The sequence below is a fragment of the Blautia glucerasea genome, from assembly GCF_020537505.1.
Taxonomy (GTDB): Bacteria; Bacillota; Clostridia; order Lachnospirales; family Lachnospiraceae; genus Blautia_A.
Genome location: NZ_JAJBMO010000026.1, coordinates 13,284 through 31,386 on the forward strand (window position 1 = coordinate 13,284; position 18,103 = coordinate 31,386).

Annotated in this window: 16 protein-coding genes and 1 other annotated feature (1 of these 17 running past the window's edge); of the genes, 4 read left to right on the forward strand and 12 right to left on the reverse strand. The window is 42.7% G+C overall.

All coding sequences use genetic code 11. The features are described from left to right. Positions 1–167: a binding site (T-box leader), on the reverse strand; it reaches 72 nt to the left of the window's first position. A gap of 153 nt (positions 168–320) precedes the next feature. The 6 genes from LIQ05_RS16035 to LIQ05_RS16055 all read right to left on the reverse strand — a co-directional run bounded on the left by LIQ05_RS16035 (position 321) and on the right by LIQ05_RS16055 (position 7,214). After that, positions 321–1,730: an alanine/glycine:cation symporter family protein gene (locus LIQ05_RS16035; protein WP_226822283.1), complete on the reverse strand. Its 1,410-nt coding sequence runs from the start codon at positions 1,728–1,730 to the stop codon at positions 321–323. Positions 1,731–1,754: 24 nt separating this feature from the next. Continuing rightward, positions 1,755–1,850: a DUF6783 domain-containing protein gene (locus LIQ05_RS20755; protein WP_416386006.1), complete on the reverse strand. Its 96-nt coding sequence runs from the start codon at positions 1,848–1,850 to the stop codon at positions 1,755–1,757. A gap of 219 nt (positions 1,851–2,069) precedes the next feature. After that, the gene (locus LIQ05_RS16040; protein ID WP_226822285.1) at positions 2,070–3,404 is read right to left on the reverse strand and encodes an ATP-binding protein; all 1,335 of its coding nucleotides are present in this window, start codon (positions 3,402–3,404) and stop codon (positions 2,070–2,072) included. Beyond that, positions 3,401–4,111, reverse strand: coding sequence for a LytR/AlgR family response regulator transcription factor (locus LIQ05_RS16045; RefSeq protein ID WP_226822287.1), 711 nt, complete (start codon positions 4,109–4,111; stop codon positions 3,401–3,403). Before LIQ05_RS16045 ends, LIQ05_RS16040 begins: the two co-directional genes overlap by 4 nt. A gap of 311 nt (positions 4,112–4,422) precedes the next feature. After that, positions 4,423–5,202, reverse strand: a complete 780-nt coding sequence (locus LIQ05_RS16050; RefSeq protein ID WP_226822289.1) for a hypothetical protein — start codon at positions 5,200–5,202, stop codon at positions 4,423–4,425. 29 nt (positions 5,203–5,231) lie between these two features. Next, positions 5,232–7,214: an alkyl/aryl-sulfatase gene (locus LIQ05_RS16055; RefSeq protein WP_226822291.1), complete on the reverse strand. Its 1,983-nt coding sequence runs from the start codon at positions 7,212–7,214 to the stop codon at positions 5,232–5,234. Positions 7,215–7,538: 324 nt separating this feature from the next. Between LIQ05_RS16055 and LIQ05_RS16060 the strand changes: the two genes are divergently transcribed. Then, a complete protein-coding gene (locus LIQ05_RS16060) occupies positions 7,539–8,246 on the forward strand; it encodes a hypothetical protein (protein ID WP_226822293.1) in 708 nt (235 codons plus the stop codon). A gap of 13 nt (positions 8,247–8,259) precedes the next feature. Here the strand turns inward: LIQ05_RS16060 and LIQ05_RS16065 are convergent, their stop codons facing one another. Together LIQ05_RS16065 and LIQ05_RS16070 are read right to left on the reverse strand one after the other, a co-directional pair. Continuing rightward, entirely contained in the window at positions 8,260–10,134 is a 1,875-nt protein-coding gene (locus LIQ05_RS16065; RefSeq protein ID WP_226822295.1) for a S8 family peptidase, read from the reverse strand. 117 nt (positions 10,135–10,251) lie between these two features. Next, the gene (locus LIQ05_RS16070; protein WP_226822297.1) at positions 10,252–11,433 is read right to left on the reverse strand and encodes an MFS transporter; all 1,182 of its coding nucleotides are present in this window, start codon (positions 11,431–11,433) and stop codon (positions 10,252–10,254) included. 259 nt (positions 11,434–11,692) lie between these two features. Here LIQ05_RS16070 and LIQ05_RS16075 point away from each other — a divergent pair, with 259 nt between their 5' ends. Further along, complete coding sequence (locus LIQ05_RS16075) at positions 11,693–12,595, forward strand: AraC family transcriptional regulator (RefSeq protein ID WP_226822299.1); 903 nt, start codon at positions 11,693–11,695, stop codon at positions 12,593–12,595. Positions 12,596–12,675: 80 nt separating this feature from the next. Beyond that, positions 12,676–12,984: a hypothetical protein gene (locus LIQ05_RS16080; protein ID WP_226822301.1), complete on the forward strand. Its 309-nt coding sequence runs from the start codon at positions 12,676–12,678 to the stop codon at positions 12,982–12,984. 87 nt (positions 12,985–13,071) lie between these two features. Here the strand turns inward: LIQ05_RS16080 and LIQ05_RS16085 are convergent, their stop codons facing one another. From LIQ05_RS16085 to LIQ05_RS16100, 4 genes are all read right to left on the reverse strand, one after another. Further along, positions 13,072–14,793, reverse strand: a complete 1,722-nt coding sequence (locus LIQ05_RS16085; RefSeq protein WP_226822302.1) for an MATE family efflux transporter — start codon at positions 14,791–14,793, stop codon at positions 13,072–13,074. Between the two features lie 228 nt (positions 14,794–15,021). Beyond that, positions 15,022–16,215 (reverse strand): APC family permease, encoded by a 1,194-nt coding sequence (locus tag LIQ05_RS16090; RefSeq protein WP_226822304.1) that lies wholly within the window; start codon positions 16,213–16,215, stop codon positions 15,022–15,024. Positions 16,216–16,306: 91 nt separating this feature from the next. After that, complete coding sequence (locus LIQ05_RS16095) at positions 16,307–16,645, reverse strand: FAD-dependent oxidoreductase (protein WP_264292793.1); 339 nt, start codon at positions 16,643–16,645, stop codon at positions 16,307–16,309. Beyond that, a complete protein-coding gene (locus LIQ05_RS16100; protein WP_226822306.1) occupies positions 16,642–16,989 on the reverse strand; it encodes a (2Fe-2S)-binding protein in 348 nt (115 codons plus the stop codon). The genes LIQ05_RS16095 and LIQ05_RS16100 overlap by 4 nt, the downstream gene beginning before the upstream one ends. Positions 16,990–17,452: 463 nt before the next feature. Here LIQ05_RS16100 and LIQ05_RS16105 point away from each other — a divergent pair, with 463 nt between their 5' ends. Then, entirely contained in the window at positions 17,453–17,953 is a 501-nt protein-coding gene (locus LIQ05_RS16105; protein WP_226822308.1) for a hypothetical protein, read from the forward strand. The last annotated feature ends 150 nt before the right edge of the window (positions 17,954–18,103 follow it).

The following is an 18,103-nucleotide window of genomic DNA, read 5'->3' on the forward strand; positions in this document are numbered from 1 at the left end:
TCTATATAAACAGCTTCTTCTGTAACGTGAAGACTACGTCCCAGCTTACTAAATTCAGTGGGATGCTCCCAGGTGATACCACAAAATACCTTCTGCCGCCTCTCACCAGCCTGCGGCTCTCTGTGTTCCGGTTATCTTTTGTAATTTGTCCTGTTCCATGCATTTCTCTTTATTTAATTAAAGTTTTACTACTTTTTTTAGAAAATTGCAATACACTTTTTTGTACATATTGTACGATTTTATCAATCTGTTTTTGTGCATTTTGTGTATGGTTTTTTCTTACAGAATCACTTACTCTTCTCTATAATTATCGAAGACAGTTAACTGTGTTTCGAACGCGATTTTTTCTTTATTTCCGGCTGAAACGCCTCAATATTCCTGGCAATTTCCCCGCTGAGAAGCAGCATACAGATCAGGTTTGGAATTGCCATCAATGCGTTGGCAATATCTGAGAAATTCCATACCAGGCTCAGTGTCTGAGTGCAGCCTACATAGACTACCAGAGAAAATACGATTCGGTAGATCATGTTATATTTATGACTGCCAAGCAAATACTCGAAAGCCTTTTCCCCATGATATTCCCAGCCAAGAATGGTGGAAAAGGCAAACAGGGTAATGCCGATGGTTACCAGCCAGCCGCCGGCACTACCGAGGACCGTTTCAAATGCCGCGATTGTTACATCCGATCCGGTAAGCAGATTTCCTGCTGCGTCTGTGGCTCCAAGCATCCCGGAAGATGCAATTGCAAGTCCTGTAATGGTACATACCACAATGGTATCCCAGAAGGTTCCGGTCATATTTATGTATCCCTGACGTACCGGATTGTCCGTAGTAGCTGCTGCCGCTGTGATTGCTGCGGAGCCCATGCCAGCTTCATTTGAGAAAACGCCCCGGGCAACACCATATCGCATGGCACTCATCATAGAGGCTGTGATAGTTCCGCAAAGACCGCCGCCAACTGCTTTTGCGGAAAAGGCCATTTTAAAGATCATTGCAAGTCCGGATGGAAGATTTGAAATATTTCCAAGGATTACAATAAGTCCGCAGATTACATAGAAAATTGCCATTACCGGAACTACCACTGAAGAAACCTTAGATATAGATTTGATTCCACCAACAATGATCAATAATGTTAATATTGTTATAATAATTCCGGAGATTTTCATTGGCACATGGAAGGTTGCATGAAGAGCGCTTGCAATGGAGTTTCCCTGAGTCATGTTTCCAATGCCAAAGGATGCTATTACTGCGAAAAATGCGAAAAGCCATGCCAGGATCACGCCCAGTGTTTTATTTTTCAGGCCTTTTTTCATAGTGTACATGGGACCGCCGCTCATTTCTCCTTTGGCATTTACCTCACGGTATTTGATGGCCAGCATACACTCGCTGAATTTGGAAGTAATACCAAATGCTGCGGAAATCCACATCCATACCAATGCACCCGGGCCGCCAGAAACCATGGCAGTGGCAACTCCTACAATGTTTCCGGTTCCAATGGTTGCTGCAAGAGCTGTGGTCAGAGCGGAAAACGGAGATACATCGCCCTCTCCTCTGCTTTTCGTGCGAGCTTCTTTGCTGAGAGTGCTTTTCAACGCATAGCCCAGATTTCGCCAGGTAAGGAACCGGGTTCGCACTGTCAGAAATATTCCTGTTCCTACAAGCAGGATCAACATAACCGGTCCCCATACAAAATCATCAATCCTTGTTACGATCTCGTTTAAGTCCTCCATACTGCATAACCTCCTTCTGCAATTTTACATACACACTCTAAAGCCTGTTTGAAAAATCATTCCCGCAATCTGCACGCCCACTTTGCGGTATATTTTGCAGAAAACCTTTTTCAAACACACTTTAGCATGAGTTTTTTACTCATTATTGCAAAAACTACAAAAAGAGCCATGTTTGAACAACATCGCTCTTCTCTGTGTGTATGTATTAAGTTATTCGTAGTATACGCTTATGTACATCTTGTGTCAAGACAATTGTCTGAAATTTCAGCAATTATCTGAATTTCTAACAATTATCCAAACGAACATGTCGCCTGTTGGCGACATCACCATATATGAAAGTCAGCTGTTCCACGTCTCCATTTTCTTTTCGCTGACCGGTATCAGTATCTTCAGATCAAACCAATTCTCCTTGGTATCAATGGATACAGCGCCATCATATTTATTTACCGTATAGCGGATACTTTTCAGTCCATAACCATGAAATTCCTTGTCTCGTTTCGTTGTGATAAACGCTCCACCCTGATAATTCAGTTCCGTATCATAATAATTTTCAAACCGGAGAAGCAGAAAGTTTTTCTGTTTTGAGACACTGACGTGTATCAGCCTTTTTTCTTTAGCAGGAATCTTCAATTCGCATTCAATGGCATTGTCCAGTGCATTTCCAAAAATACTGCAGATATCCATAACATCCATAAAATCCAGCAAGGTTCCATCTGCAACGCAGGTAAAGGTAATGTTATGCTTTGCACAATAAAGACTCTTGGTAGTCAGCACGGTATCCAGCACTTTATTTCCTGTTTTGTTCTGGTTTTCATATTTCTTTATATCTGCTTCCATTTTATCCAGAAATTCTTCCCTTTTTTCAGGATCAGCTTCACTTCTTAGCACCGCGATCTGATGCTTCAGATCATGATACTTATAATTGATCAGCTCAATACTTTCCTTTGACTGCTTATATTGCGCATACTGATTCTGAAGCACATTCTGTACCGCCTCCAGTTCTTTTCTTACCCGAAGCTCACAGCACTGTATCAAATGTGCATATAGGATTGCAATTCCTGCAACATCTACTATAGTACGGATATTTCCTATTTCAAAAGAATATCTGCCTGTAAATGGCGTGTTCACATTCACATAACTCATATTGCTGACAGCAAATACGGCAATACTGATCAGGAGTCCGGAAAAATATTCCCTTCTTGTGATTTCCATCTGTCCATCCTTTGGCAGATGAACATGGAGAATTTTGTACAATATCACTGCAATCACACCATAGATCAGAAGAATTGCCATTCCCTGCTGCCACCAGGACATCCATGCTTCTTTCCCTGTATAACACAGGATCTGCCACCCGGCAGAAGCCATAAATTCAGCTGCTACAAAAGCAATCATTCCAAAATACGCAGCATCTGTCAGCCTTATCTCACAGCAGCAAAAAACAAAAGCAACCATCAGAAAAACCGCAAATATCATACAGGGGATCCAGAAAATCAGCCTTACCCCACCGGTAGAGATCAGGAATACGCTCTGTATTCCAAACGTCCCTGCTGCAAAGCAGCCTGTTACAGCCGGTGAAAATCTTTTTTTTAAGGGCAGAATAAAAATCATACAAGCCATCCACTCTGCAAGTGCCGTATAAAGTCTTGGAATATCTGGCAGATAATATTCTGTCATTTTATCACCTCTCCCCAATATCTGGTCAGGGCTTCCATGAAGACCTTTTTGCGTGCACGGCTTAATGTCAGATTTTCTCCCTTCACCAAAGCACATCCATCCTGGATCCGGTCTACATGCTGGAGATTGATCAGATATCCCTTATTTCCACGGCAGAAATTCATCTCCGAAAGCTTTTCCTCCATCTCCTTCATTTTCCCTGTTGTCTCATAGTCACCCAGTATGGTATGGAGTATCAGAGTATGTCCCTGACTTTCAATATAATAAATATTTGCAACATTGATTCTGACCATGCCACCTTTCATATTCACCATGATAATCTTCGTTTCCCGCTTTTTCATCCGGCTGATGGCGCGGTTAAGCCTCTGGGAAAATGCGAAATAAGACACCGGCTTCAGTACATAATCCAGCGCATCCACCGCATATCCCCTGATCGCATATTGTGCCATATTCGTAATAAAAATGATCACAACCTCCGTGTCAATTTTGCGGATTTCTTCAGCGGCAGACATTCCGTCCATAAATTTCATTTCCACATCCATCAGGATAATATCGTACTGGGATTTATATTTATTTACAATCTGATCGCCATCTGAATAGACTGTAATGTCAAACATCTCTTTGTTCTCTTTTTCATATTGATGCAGAAACTGCTGAAGCTGCTTTGCATACATTTCTTCATCTTCTACAATCGCAATGCTGATCATGCCAGTCCTCCTTTTTCCTATTATTACACCTTCCTTCATAATAAATAATTTTCCCTCACTCTGCAAGACAAAAATCACATAAAAAATCCCCCTTTTTCTCTGAAACTTTTACAGATTCCTTGCTCTGCTTTTTCCAGATTTAAAAGGGGGACTTATGTCTCCAGATTACTGTTTAATTATTCGTTTACAGCCTGTTTTTTCTCCAGCGTACAATTACAATTGTTAATTGTCACAAAGTAGGTGGGGAGGATGTTATGTCATTGCTAAAATTTTATCCTTCCATTTTCTTCTTATTTCAACAAATATTTTATTTACAGTCCAGCAGGATTCCAGGAATTATTATCCAATTTATTCAGCATCTCCTTCAGATCAACAGTATATGCAACCTTTACATCGCTGTCTTTTTTGATGATAAATTCAGAGAGCCCATATTCTGAGCCGTTATCTGCCCAGTCATATGTATATCCCAGTCTCGTCCATGGATATTTCCCATCAAAATAACTGGAGATAATATTTGAATCAAACCATTCTTTATAGTCCTCATCAACTTCCTCCGAAAATGCATCCGTCATTTCTATTGTTCCGATATCTGAGACATATGCCGGGCGGAAAACGTCTTCCGGTTTTGCCCACATAGCCGTAAAATAATCGGATTCATTATCCGGGCGCAGACCAATTAGTTCTTTTATTCTTGTCTGCCAATCTGTCACATTCTCTTTATTTTTCTGATACCATTCTTCCAGTTCGCCGCCTGTAAACGTCCATACATTTCCCCATTCCAGTTTTACATCTGCGCCATCCGGATAACTGTCCGGATATTTATGAAATGTATAAAGAAGGATTCTGCCCTCCTGATCGTAAACGGCATATGGCTGTCCCTCCTCCAGACTTACTACGGGAAGAATTTCATCCTTGTCAATGATCATTGCATCTTCAACCGCATCATCGAAGAGGATCTGCTGATCCGTTTCACTTTCTGCTGAAAGCTCTGTTTCTTCTGCCTGAACGCTTACCGTTGTTTTACCTGACAGTGTAATTGCTGAAATCAGGATACTATTCACAATCATTATTTTCCATAATTTATTTTTCATATATTATCTTTCCTTTCCGCCCCAAAACTTTATGGTTCAATAATATTAAAATATTTATACTCTGACGTAACAGTAACCGCATCCATCAATCGTGTCAGGCAGGTCTCATCACCCTCCTGCTGGATCAAAGCTGCAACATTCTCCGCGTTTTTCTGAATAATAGACAGCAGTCCGGCACGTTTGGTAGTCCATGTCACATCCGCGTCCGCATCCTGTGTATCTTTCTGATAAAGAAGTACACCATTTTCCACACGGAGTACATAATTACCTTCCGGCAATATAAGATTTGCTGTAAAGGTCAGATCTGGAATCTTCGTCGTATCTACAAGAATTCCCAGATAATCCAGAATCATATCCGGTGTCATATGTAAGAAAACATCACCGTTACCGTTACTTCGCGTTGCATCATCGGTATTTGTACCATTTCGCAGTTCCTGTGCGGCACAAAGGTAAGCACTGCGCCATGGACCTGATTCTGCCTGATATCCCAATTGCTCCAATGCATCCGCACACAGATAACGTGCATCCGTATTTTCCGGATCAGCAAAAACCAGCGTATTGGTAATCTGGGCTACCCACTGATATTCTCCCTTGGCAAAATCTTCTTTTGCTTTTTCAAGAACCGCATCTGTATTACCAAAATATTCTACCAGCTTTTTGGCATAATCCGATGGTGTAAGTTCAGCAAGATGGACAGGATTACCATCATACCAGCCCATGTATTTCTCATATACTGCCTTCGAATTATGAGAAACTGTACCGTAATACTGACGGGTATACCAGACTTTCTCCAGTTCCTCGGGAAGCTGGATCATATTGGCAATCTCTGTTTCCGTATAACCTTCATTAATATAAAGCAATGTCTGGTCGTTAATAAACTTATATACAGCTGCCGTATTGATCATATATTCCTGAATAATGTCATTTCCCCAATGTGGCCAGTTATGGGACTGGAATACCACATCAGCTTTATCGCCATAAAGAGCCAGAGATTCCATGATGTACTCTGCCCATGCGTTTCCGTCACGCACCTGGGCTCCGCGGAGTGTATACAGATTATGAAGTGTTCCTGTACAGTTTTCAGCCATCCACAAAGCATTTTTCGATCCAATCCAGAAGTTCATCTCTGCCGGTGCTTCGGTGCCCGGAGTAAGCTGAAATTCAATTTCCACTCCGTCAATGGTATGCTTCTCACCAGTTTGTGTGATTTCAAGTGTAGGAGAAATATAACTTGTGCTGCCCTTGGACTGTCCCATACCAATACCAATGGCAAGGGATCCTGTTTCACCACCCTCAAGCATTGTTCCATACTGGTAACTTGCTCTTCGTCCCATAGCAGTACCTGCATAAATATTCTCGCTGACAGCATGCTTCTCAAAGCCTTCCGGTGCAATTACCTGCACATTGCCGGCTTGTACCTCTTCTTCCGAAACAATTCCCTTGACTCCACCGAAATGATCAACATGGGAATGGCTGTAGATCACTGCCTTTACAGGAAAAGTGCCCAGATTCTCTTCCACCAGGGCAAAAGCCGCTTGTGCACACTCTACACTCATCAATGGATCTACTACAATCCATCCTGTATCACCTTTTATGAATGTGACATTGGACATATCATAGCCACGCACCTGATAAATTCCATCGGTTACTTCAAAAAGGCCATAAATATGATTCAGCTGTGTATTTCTCCAAAGGCTGGGATTCGCTGTATCCGGAGCGTCCTGATCCAGAAAAGCATATGCCGTCTGACTCCATACAACCTTCCCGTTTTCATCACAAATATCCAGAGTATCCGGAGAAGCAAGCAGACCTTTGGTCGCATTCTCAAACTCCGTAGTATCTTCAAAATCAAGCAATGCATAAACTTCCTGATTTGCATCAATCGTATACTGGGTAGCCGGTTTGCTTTCCGCTGTTAATTCTGATGCTGCAATTGCGGTTGAACTGCCACAGACAGTCATGGTAAATGCCAATGCAGCGGCAATCATAGTAATAACTTTTTTTCTTTTCATGATATCTTTCCCCCTTTGTTCTGTTCTTTTTCAAACCTGAATTAGCTTTCGTTTTTCTTTTCCTCCTTCCGTATTTTATATCCTCATCCTCACTGTTTTTATTTTAGCATAAACGCACTTAAACAACAATATTTCTATAATTTTAAAATGAGTAAATACATGTAAATTTTAGATATTTTTCAATATATTAATTTAAGATCAAAATAATTATCTATTATCAAGAGTTTAAAATGAAATCATGAAAAGTTTTATTGTATTTTGAAGAAATTTATAGTAACATTAAAGTCAGAAAATTATTAATGAACAGAAAGCAGGTATTTTTACATGAGATATAATGTACTTCATTTTTTTGAACGTAAAAATATTGATATATCTAATATTCTTTATCTTACACGTCAAAATCCACTTACAAAAATTACATTTTTTGATGGGAAAGAGATCCTGACTGCAATTCCGGTGAAAGAGATTGCACTTTATCTTCCGGATAAAGAATTTGTGAATATTACAAAAGGTATTCTTCTTCGAAAATCACAGATTGTAAATATTTCAGATGACGGATTATATGCCATGACAGATGGAAGTGTATTTCAGGGACGAAAAAGGAATATCAGTCAACATAAACAGCTCAGACAGGCGTTAGGATTGTCTAAAGAACAGAATGAAAAAACAGAGAAAATGATCCCCCTTGAATTGTTGGAAAAATGTAGTATTCTCAATGACATGCCGCTTGCTTTTTGTGTTATTGAACTTGTATTTGATGCGAACGGCAGGGGAGTAGATTTTGTATTTCGTTATTGTAATGAGGAAATGGCTGTTGTAGAGGGAATTCCAGTTTCAGAAATGCTGAATAATTCGTTTTATGAGGTTTTTGAAAATGGAGATAAAAAATGGCTGGTTACTTATGCCGACGTAGCTTTAAACGGTACAAAGGTCATTTTACATGATTACAGTCCGGAAATCGGGAAAGACCTGACTATTTATTGCTTTCAGCCACATCCGGGGTATTGTGCATGTATATTGATTCCAAGATGAATACATTTAGCTTTCACATATGAGGGAGACTTTTAGCTGTACATAAGGCCCCCCACCCAATTAAGTCATTCGGCAACTTTTCTGATCCTTGCAAGGCTTTTGCGCCACGGCGGAGATAGGCTTTTAGTTTTTCGCCATAGAGGTAGGGATCGTTTCGGCGGGTGATTCCCCATTCCATAAGAAGAGCGGCGGCTCCAGTGACGAAAGGTGTGGAAAAGGATGTGCCAGTAAAGGCGGCATAGCCTCCACCAAAGCGAGGTGCGTAGATGTCAACACCAGGGGCGACAAGATCGGGTTTGGGGTATGGAAGAGCACTACAGCCGCGGCCGGAGAAATCGGCATAGGTGTTTTGACGGGCGTCGTAGGCGCCGACGCTGATCACGCGCCTGGCGGTGGCAGGGATTGTGAGAGTTCCCTGGGGACGAGGAAGATAAAAGGCTGTGCCTGGATTTAAAGTTTTGCCACCTGGAAGCCACAGAAAATATTCCCCGCTTTTTATACTTCTTGCTGCTAAGATTATTTTCCACACACCACTGTCTACATAGGGATTTTTCTCATCCTGCGCCAGAAAATCCACATAAATCTCCTGCGTCACATGATAGGGTGCCGGTTTTCCATAATAAATCAGAAGTTCCGTATTTCCCGCCTGCCAACGCTGGGCGCCCAGTGTTTCAAAAAGGGGGCCAACACGCTCCCCGGCTGGATTTTCCAGATAGATTTCCATCTCATCTTCGTAATTTTTCCAAAGCTGCACATTTAAGGTAGGCTCAAAGGCACCAACACCAAGTTCAATTTCCTGGATTTCACCTGGCGAAAGCTTTCCTCCAGCGTGCAGAGCATCATTTCCATTGTTGCCCATTCCTACACAGATCACATTTTTCCCCATGCCGGACACGTTGTCCAGGTAGGTTTCTAACAGAGAATCCCCTCTGTGGGAACCATAATTATTTCCAAAGCTTAAATTGATCGCAATTGGTCTTCCAAGCCGTATGGCCTGCCGAACCAGATAATCCACGCCTTGCATCAGCTCTGTAGTTCTTGGAAAAGAATCCTGTCTTGGAATTCCCATTTTTACAACCAGAAGGTCACTTTCATATGCCACGCCCCGGTTCACTGCACCACGGGAAAAATCGCTGCCAGCTGCCACTCCAAGCACAGCGGTTCCATGACTGCTTACATCTTCAGACGGAACAAGGCGCCGTCCCTCCTGCACAGAGAGGGACAATGCCTCATTGATTTCCTCATTGGTATATTCAGTTCCTGTTGCATAGCCTTCCGGGGGATTACCGGGAATACTCTGATCCCACAAACGCAATATTCTGGACTTTCCATCTGCTGTGAGAAATGCAGGATGGCGGTAATCCACACCGGAATCCACAATTCCGATCAAAACGCCGCGCCCTGTCAGCTGTAGATTTCCAGGTTCATCGCGCTGCACCTGGGTAATACAGCTTGCCTCTTTGGAAAACAAGTCTTCGAAATACAGACGGGTGGGCTTTTCTATAAATTCTATCTGGGGACGCCTGGAATATTCATCCAGCATGCTTTCAGGAAGCGTCACAATGGCATACCCGCCAAGGAGAGGGACCACGGAGATTTCGGGTCCACCAAGCAACACCTTAACAGAATCACCCATTTCACAACCTAACGAACCATTAGATTTTTCCTGCATAGACTTTTCTATATTTCCTATATTTTCCGTTTTCCCAGATCTTATCGCACCAGCATTCCCAGCATTAGCGTTCCCCACCTCACTATACTTCACAATAATTTCCCACTTTCGTGTCTGCTTCTCATACCCCACATTCAGATTCCGGGATTTCTCTCTTTCCTCTTCTGTAGCATCCATTGCAAGGTTTAAAAGATTATCCAGCTTCTGATCTGGCATATTCCCTCCATTTTGCAGCATATGCATACTCAGAATATACTTATCTTTAATTTACGCCAACCCGTTTTAAATAATACCTCAGCCTTCTTATTAGATTGTAAAGCATTCAAATATCAGTTATTTTTCCTCTACTTTCACCTTTTTCAGCAGAAAAATCATCACCAGCAGCACCACTGGGAAAATCAGTCCTACGCCCATACCCACGCGGATATTATCTCCTGCATTCTGTGTGACACGTCCCACAATTCCAGGGCCTATACTGCCTCCAAGATCTCCTGCCATGGCAAGAAGGGCGAACATGGCTGTTCCGCCAGCCGGAAATTTCTTAGAAGAAATACTGATGGTGCCAGGCCACATGATTCCAACGGAAAATCCGCAGACAATACAGCCAATCAATCCTGCTGCCGAATTGGAGGACAGAGATGCAAGAAGATAACAGAATACGCATAAAATTCCGGAGCCAGCCATAAATTTCGTCAAGTCCATTTTATCTCCGTATTTTCCAAAGATCACACGACTAATTCCCATCGTAATGGCAAACATGCAGGGACCGGCCAGGTCTCCAATGATCTTTGACAGTCCAAGTGCCGCCTCTGCATAAGCAGATGCCCACTGGGACATGGACAGCTCTGATGCTCCTGAACACACCATCAGACACACGGCAATCCAGAATACAGGCTTACGAAACAGTTCCCCGATTTTCATGCCTTCCCCTTCATCCACCAGATGCTCGATGGGACAAGTAGCAAAGTTGTAAACATTAACGGCCGGAACGATTGCCCACAAAACTGCCAGCCACTTCCAGCTATCCATTCCGAAAACCGCGAAAAACAAGGTGGAAACTGCAATGGTTCCCACAGATCCCCAGCAGTAGAAGGAATGAAGAAGGCTCATGGTTGCCTCTTTATTTTCGAAAGGACAGGCTTCCACAATGGGACTGCAAAGCACTTCAATCAGTCCGCTTCCAACAGCATAAACAATAACACTGATGATAATTCCCACAAAAGGATCTGGCAAAAGCTCCGGAAGAAATGCCAGCCCCACCAGTCCTAAAGCGGAACTGATCTCAGAGGTCACAATGCACACGCGATATCCGATTTTGTCCACAAACCGGGCACAAAACAAATCAATCAACAGCTGGGTAAAGAAAAAGCAGGTGGAGATCAGTGCAATATTTCCAAGGGAAATATGATAATCTGTGTGAAATTTCAGAAACAGCAAAGGTGCAAAATTTGCTGCTATAGCCTGGGTGATAAAGCCCATATAACAGGCTCGTTTGGTTTTCTTGTAATTTGGCATGATTAGTTCTCCTTTTTTCTTCTTTAAAGAAGATTTTTGTCTTATTGGATTATATTATATTTGAATGTGTTTTTCATTGGATTATTTATGATTTTTGTTGTACAATATCGTAAAAACAATAATTTACTATTTTTTCGGGGCACTTCCCAGAGCATGTTCGAAAAAGGTTTTCTGCAAAATATACCGCAAAGTGAGGCGAGCAGATTGCGGGAATGATTTTCAAACAGGCTCCAGGTCTCGATTTGAGGATAAACAAGACATGAAAGAAACCAACGTATATACCAAAATTATTACTGACGAAAATTTAATGGAAACTCTTCCACACGGAAGCCAGGACTATCCCTTTCGCTACTATTATGAGCATTTAGCCCAGTTTGATTTTAACTGCATAGACTGGCACTGGCATACGGAGCTGGAATTTGTGTATGTTCAATCCGGAACCGTAACTGTCTGGATTGGGGAAAAACAGCTGGAGCTGACAGCTGACAGCGGCATTTTTATTAATTCCAAATTCCTTCACCGTTTTTCCTCACCTGTGGATGCTGTCATCCCAAACTTTCTCTGCATGCCCTCTTTCCTTGTAGCTACAGACAGCTATATTTACCAGAATTATGTGAAGCCTATCATTTCATCGAATATTCCTTTTTGGATTTTTCGCAGGGAGATTTCCTGGCAGGCCAGGGTTCTTGATCTTATGAAGCAGATTATTTCTGCGCAGACTTCCGGTTCTTTCTGCCATCTTCTGACCTCTTCCCTTATGCAACAGCTCTGGCTGGAAATATACAAGCATACAGACCTTTCCACTTCGCCGGAAATCACTGGACAGTTCTCTGTAAACCGCGCAAGGCTCCAGCTGATGATGCAGTTTATTCACGAAAATTACAGAAGAAATCTTTCCCTGGATGAGATTGCTGCACAGTCTATGATCAGCAAAAGCTCTGCCTTAAACCTTTTTCGGAGCTATCTTCACATCACGCCGGTCAATTATCTCATAAACTATCGGCTGAAACAGGCTGCCCTTCTGCTTTCCCATACAGAGAAAAAAGTCAGCACCATTTCAGCCGAAACTGGTTTTCACAATGTAGATTATTTTTGTAGAGCTTTCAAAAAACACTACCAGACAACCCCTGGGGAATATCGGAAAGAAAAGTGGGATAAATAGCTGCTATTGAAATTTTCCGTTTTCATAATTCAGGGACATGAATACCGGATGTTCTTTTCCAAATTTATTCGGATAAGCTTGTGCGGACTGGTAACTACCAGGGATTTAAAAATATTGAATTCAGTGACAGCAATTATCATCTGGGTGTTACCGGTTCTACGGTACTTCGCCAGCTGAAGAATGATATCATCATCACTACAACCATCTGTACCCGTGCTGCAATAGAAGGTGGTCTGGATTATGACAGTGCCTATCAGCTTTCCGATTATTTTATCCAGGCTTCGGAAAGGCTGGACAGCCTTGAAGGACTGTATAATCTTCTGGCAAAGGCTAGTTATACTTTTGCCCCAAAAATAGCGGAATCGAAAACACCCTGGAATGACTCCTAATGAGTACCGGCGCAAGCGGTAAGGCACACATCTGTCACATAATTCTAAAGCAGAAGCAGGTATTTTCTCTGATGTATGCAAAACAAGTTATATCTTCACATAAAGATAATTAAACACCAGCTTCCTCTGATATTCATAATATTTCGCCTTTTTCTTGATCATTTCCATTACGGCCCGGTCAACCTCGTCACCGCGGAGGTCGAAGGGGTTGTAGGAATTGACATTGTCGCGGATCCGCAGGATGCATTCACCGTTGTTGTCCATTACTTTTACGGATACATAATATTTCTTATCTGTTTTTCCAATACCGAATTTCATAATATTCAAAAGCAGTTCTTCCACGATCAGATGGATGAAGAAGGACTGTTTAAAATCAAGTTCCCATTCGTCGCACAGTCCTTCCAGATTCTGGGACATTTTTTCCATACTGCCTTCCTCAATGGGATAGTATTCTTCGAAAACCCGGTTGGTAAAGCTGTATTTTTCTTTTATGTAATCTTTTATTTTTCCAAATATCTGGATTGCCAAAACAAGCAACAGACATACGGCTTCGCTTATTACATACACCAGGGCCAGTCCCACAATTCCCATTCTGCTAATCAGCAGGAATCCCGTCACCAGCATAAGGATAAAGTTGCGCAGAAGTGATAAAACAGAGGCGCATTTCGTCTTTCCGATTGTCTGCCAGAAGGATGTAGTTACCACGTTCACGCCTGCCAGAGCTACGCTTAATGCATAAAACCGAAAGGCTGTGACTGCTGTTCCCAGTGCTGCACTATCATTCAGGCCGAAGAAAACCAGTATCTGCTTTGCTCCAACCACAAAAAATAACACAATTACAAGACCTGCTGCCACCACGATCCGCAGTCCGTCATGGTACACCGCAAGCATTCCTTTCCAGTCCTTTTCCCCTCCTAAAATGGAGATAACCGTGGAAGCGGCTGCTCCGGCTCCGTCAAACATAGCGCCTGGAATGGTGCTCATGGTATAGATAACGCCAAATACTGCTACGGAAAAAGTACCGTCTTCTGAAGCGCCCTTTAACAGCATGGTATTAAACACCAGCATAACCACCGCCTGAAAAATAAAAGCAGAGCCAACGCCAAATCCATTTTCCACATATTCTTTGATCTCATTCCAGGTGGGAATTTGAAAATGAAGGCTTAAAAGCGCCTGCTTGTTCCAAAAATGAGTGAGCAAAAGCAAAGTTCCCACTGTTTCCGCGATACACAGGGACGCAGATGCACCTACAAGTCCCCAGTTCCAGACCTTCATAAAGAGCAGATCCAGGCTTAAATTAGTAATAATCACACCTGCGGAAGAAATGGCTGCCAGCTTTGGCGCTCCGTCTGTCCGCACTGCAATAGAGAGAATATTATATAACACATAGATTGGGGCAAAGGCGAATACCACAGTTAAATATTGCAGAGCATTTTGCAAAAGTTCCGGTGTGGCACCCAGAAGTCTGCACAAGGAGCTGCGAAATATAAGTGCCACTGCTGCAAAAAGCACACCTATTATCAGGCCTGCACTTAATACAGAGCCGAAAACCCGATTTGCACCCTTCAGATCCGCTTCACCAAGTTTTTTCCCAATTAAAACGCCTGCACCACCGCCTATGGTGATTCCCATAAGTAAATAAAGCAGAAATACCGGTGTGGCAATATTCGCTACTGCAAGTCCGGTACTGCCTATAAAATTTCCTACCAGGGTTGCATCCACAAGGGTAGATACGGTAACTCCCAGAGAAGAGCATACTCCCCAGAATAGGAAGGTTCGGTATGCGCTTTTGGCATAGTTTGTTTTCATGATCACATACCTCCTGTTTATTATTAATAATTATATCTTTCCTTTTCACTTAAAACAATACTATTTGCATAAATAACCTTTATCCTGCCTAAAAAGACGCTACTGTCCACAGCCCGACAGTAATCGCTTTGCAGAACATTGCCAGTACACAACAAAAAAGACGTCCCCTTTACCCAAAAAGAAAACGTCTTATTCTTTATAAATTATTTATCCGCCGCATTCTGCCCATTACCGCCACATTCCCCGCCTTTTCCGAATGGTATAATACATACTGTTTTCCATAGCCATAACCTTCTGAAGGGGTACGCTCTTGAAAACGGGCATTTTCATCTTGTATTTGATCCAGAAGAAGGAATAGATCCCAAGCACCAGGAAGGTAATTCCGGTTACCAGCCAGATCATGTTTCGCTCTACCGGATCTGTGGAAATATTCAGAATCATATATACGGTTCCACAGATTCCGATAATTGGGAAAAGAGGGCCGCAGGGAACCTTGAAGGAGCGGGGTGCCTTCGGCAGTCTTTTTCGCAAAATCAACACATCCATATGTGCCAGAATGTAGGAGATCATCCAGAAAACAGAGCCGACCAGAATCAGGAAGGAGATGGCATCGGAGGATCCGTCACTGAGTGCAGCAAACACAAAGATAAATACACTTACGAAAACCACTCCGAAATATGGCACACCATGTTTATTTGTCTTTGCAAAAACGCGGGGCATCATGTTCATTTTCGCCATTCCCTGGCAGATACCTGCAAGACCATTTACAGTAGAGTTCTGGGTGCTGACAACAGCAAGGGCAGAAACAAAAGTCATCCACACCTTTCCTGCATTTCCCAGGAGATTTCCACCGTAAAGCAGATGGGGCGCTGCCATACTATACGGCTGATGCACCACTTCCCCAGTTCCAAGCCCCAGCATTCCGATCACTCCCAGGACCAGCATAGACCCTACCAGAAGAAATGCTACCAGATCCTGGATCCTGGCAAACATATCCACACCATACAGGTTTGCGATCATAACCACCACCGTCATAATGAACGTATACATCAAACTTGGAATCGGTAAATGAATAGTGGAAGCCATGGCATAAGCAAAAATAGAAGCCTCAACGCCAGATGACATGATATTGCAGATCAGGTATCCTCCCACCATAGAGATCAGCGTGGGAAAAGGTCCCATACAGGCCAGTGTATACTGCGCCAGACCACCTGTAGTATTGGGCATCAGCGCATTCAGTTCCGAAAGCGATGCCACGGTCGTCATATTCAGAAGACAGGCAATCACCATCGCCCCGATAAATACCACACCAATACTTCCAGCTCCCTGTCCCAGGGAAACCAGACAGCTGGTCGCTATAACTAATCCAACCGAGATGGAAACCACACTCCGCAGCCCCAAAGTTCTGTCCTTTTCTTCCATGTGAATCACTCTCCTTCGTCACTGATCAAGTGTTGCGTTGCACCGGTCTGTGGGGAATAACACTTGTCTAAATGCGTCCGCCCTGAACAACCTACAACGCATCAATTCCCTCGTCTCCAGTTCTTACTCTTATAACATTCGTAATATCATATTCTTTTTCCTGGTACATTCCAATTACGGTAGAATTCAGCTCTACATCAACGCCAGCCCTGGCTGCTTCTGCCAGAAGCTCTTCCCTGATGACAAAGCCTCTGATCTTCACCTTATGCTCCTTGGAACCGAAGAATTTATGGATCTGCTTAAAAAGCTGTCCACCAGGCTTTTCATTCTCATCAAATACGACTACCTTCAGTCCTCTTTTTGCTGCCTCAATTGCCGCTGACAGACCAGACGGGCCTGCTCCAACTACGATCAAATCATATCTTTTCATCTTGTCTGCCCTCCTGTTTTCTGTTCCTCAAACGGTTCTGCCGATACACCGTATTGTGTCTGAACCTTCATTCCTGCCTTCAGCGGGGTTACACAGGTTCTCACGTTCGGAACTCCGTCTACCACCATGACACAGTCGGTGCACCTGCCAATGGCACAAAAGATACCTCGCGGTGTATGCTCTTTCTTTGTATAACGGTGGATCAGAATTCCCGCCGCCTTCAACGCCGCCGCAATCGGTTCCCCTTCATAGCCCTGGATTTTTTGTCCGTCATATGTGAAATTTACTAATCTTCCCTTCTGCGTTACTCCTAAGATCGGATGCTCCGTAATACGTGTGCCCATGGTATTTCCCCCTTTTCTAGTACGAAAAAAGGCGCCTGCAAAATGAATTGCAGACGCCTTTGTCTTTACGTTGTTGGTTCTTTTTCTTAAGTTGTCCATATTATAGTTTATGTGAATGGATCTGTATTGTAAAAAACGATACTACTTAAAGAGGGAAAAATTGCTGCTTTCCAGCAGGTAATCCATTATCTGTCTGCTCATATGTCCATGGTCCTGAATGCGTTCAGCAGCAACACATTTTCCATTCTGCTGGATATTCTGGCAGAGGATACGCTGGTGGAGCAGTAATTGGCTTTATTGGGGACGTTTTTGGCATAAAGAAAAGGAAAATTTCCAGTATTATTTTTACAAAATCAGTGACAGATATGGTATAATGGGGACATCTGTTGAATATTGTTAAAAGAAATATTAGGATTCTGTTCAACATAGAACATTGAATCGTTACTTACGAGGTGTAAAGTTTATGAAATACAGAGATGAGTTCCACATTGCATCCACTGCAATTCTGCTCAGTGTAGCTATGGTTGGAATTTCCGTAGTTGTTCCCAAGGAGAGCAGAGTTCCAACTGCTAAGACCACATTAACAGAGGCTCCAGAAACAGCCGCAGAAGCGGAGGCTGCACAGCAGGAAGAATTTCCAATTTACAGTCAGGACAGTAATTATGATGATTCTTACGATTACAGTCAGGACGATAGTTCCTACGATAACAGCTATGATTCTTCTGATAGCGATTCTTCTGATCGTGACCAGATTACTTATCCTACAGATGATTCTGAAGATGGTTCAGGAAGTGACACATCCGATATCCCGGATTATACAGAAGATACCTCTGATGATTCCGGACAGGATGACAGTGAGGACTTGGATTACATTGATAATAGCGGTGATACCAGTTCCGATAATGGAGACAATGGAGACTATACGGAGGATACTTCTGATCAAGACATTGAGTATTATGAATAAGGACTTCTCTGATGCGTATACTTTGTCAGGTAAAATTCATTATCATAGACGAAAAGAATAAGCATTAATAACAAATCCCCGAATCTCTTATCTCTTAAGGATTTAAAAGATCCTTAATACTGAGATATGATTTCGGGGATTTTCCTTTTT

Excerpts from the sequence above, each read along its gene's own strand:
- LIQ05_RS16065 (WP_226822295.1), bottom strand. The coding sequence starts at position 10,134 with ATGCCAGATCAGAAGCTGGATAATCTTTTAAACCTTGCAATGGATGCT.
- LIQ05_RS16075 (WP_226822299.1), top strand. The coding sequence starts at position 11,693 with ATGAAAGAAACCAACGTATATACCAAAATTATTACTGACGAAAATTTA.
- LIQ05_RS16050 (WP_226822289.1), bottom strand. The coding sequence starts at position 5,202 with ATGAAAAATAAATTATGGAAAATAATGATTGTGAATAGTATCCTGATT.
- LIQ05_RS16090 (WP_226822304.1), bottom strand. The coding sequence starts at position 16,215 with ATGGAAGAAAAGGACAGAACTTTGGGGCTGCGGAGTGTGGTTTCCATC.
- LIQ05_RS16085 (WP_226822302.1), bottom strand. The coding sequence starts at position 14,793 with ATGAAAACAAACTATGCCAAAAGCGCATACCGAACCTTCCTATTCTGG.
- LIQ05_RS16060 (WP_226822293.1), top strand. The coding sequence starts at position 7,539 with ATGAGATATAATGTACTTCATTTTTTTGAACGTAAAAATATTGATATA.
- LIQ05_RS16100 (WP_226822306.1), bottom strand. The coding sequence starts at position 16,989 with ATGGGCACACGTATTACGGAGCATCCGATCTTAGGAGTAACGCAGAAG.
- LIQ05_RS16095 (WP_264292793.1), bottom strand. The coding sequence starts at position 16,645 with ATGAAAAGATATGATTTGATCGTAGTTGGAGCAGGCCCGTCTGGTCTG.
- LIQ05_RS16035 (WP_226822283.1), bottom strand. The coding sequence starts at position 1,730 with ATGGAGGACTTAAACGAGATCGTAACAAGGATTGATGATTTTGTATGG.
- LIQ05_RS16045 (WP_226822287.1), bottom strand. The coding sequence starts at position 4,111 with ATGATCAGCATTGCGATTGTAGAAGATGAAGAAATGTATGCAAAGCAG.
- LIQ05_RS16070 (WP_226822297.1), bottom strand. The coding sequence starts at position 11,433 with ATGCCAAATTACAAGAAAACCAAACGAGCCTGTTATATGGGCTTTATC.
- LIQ05_RS16040 (WP_226822285.1), bottom strand. The coding sequence starts at position 3,404 with ATGACAGAATATTATCTGCCAGATATTCCAAGACTTTATACGGCACTT.
- LIQ05_RS16105 (WP_226822308.1), top strand. The coding sequence starts at position 17,453 with ATGAAATACAGAGATGAGTTCCACATTGCATCCACTGCAATTCTGCTC.
- LIQ05_RS16055 (WP_226822291.1), bottom strand. The coding sequence starts at position 7,214 with ATGAAAAGAAAAAAAGTTATTACTATGATTGCCGCTGCATTGGCATTT.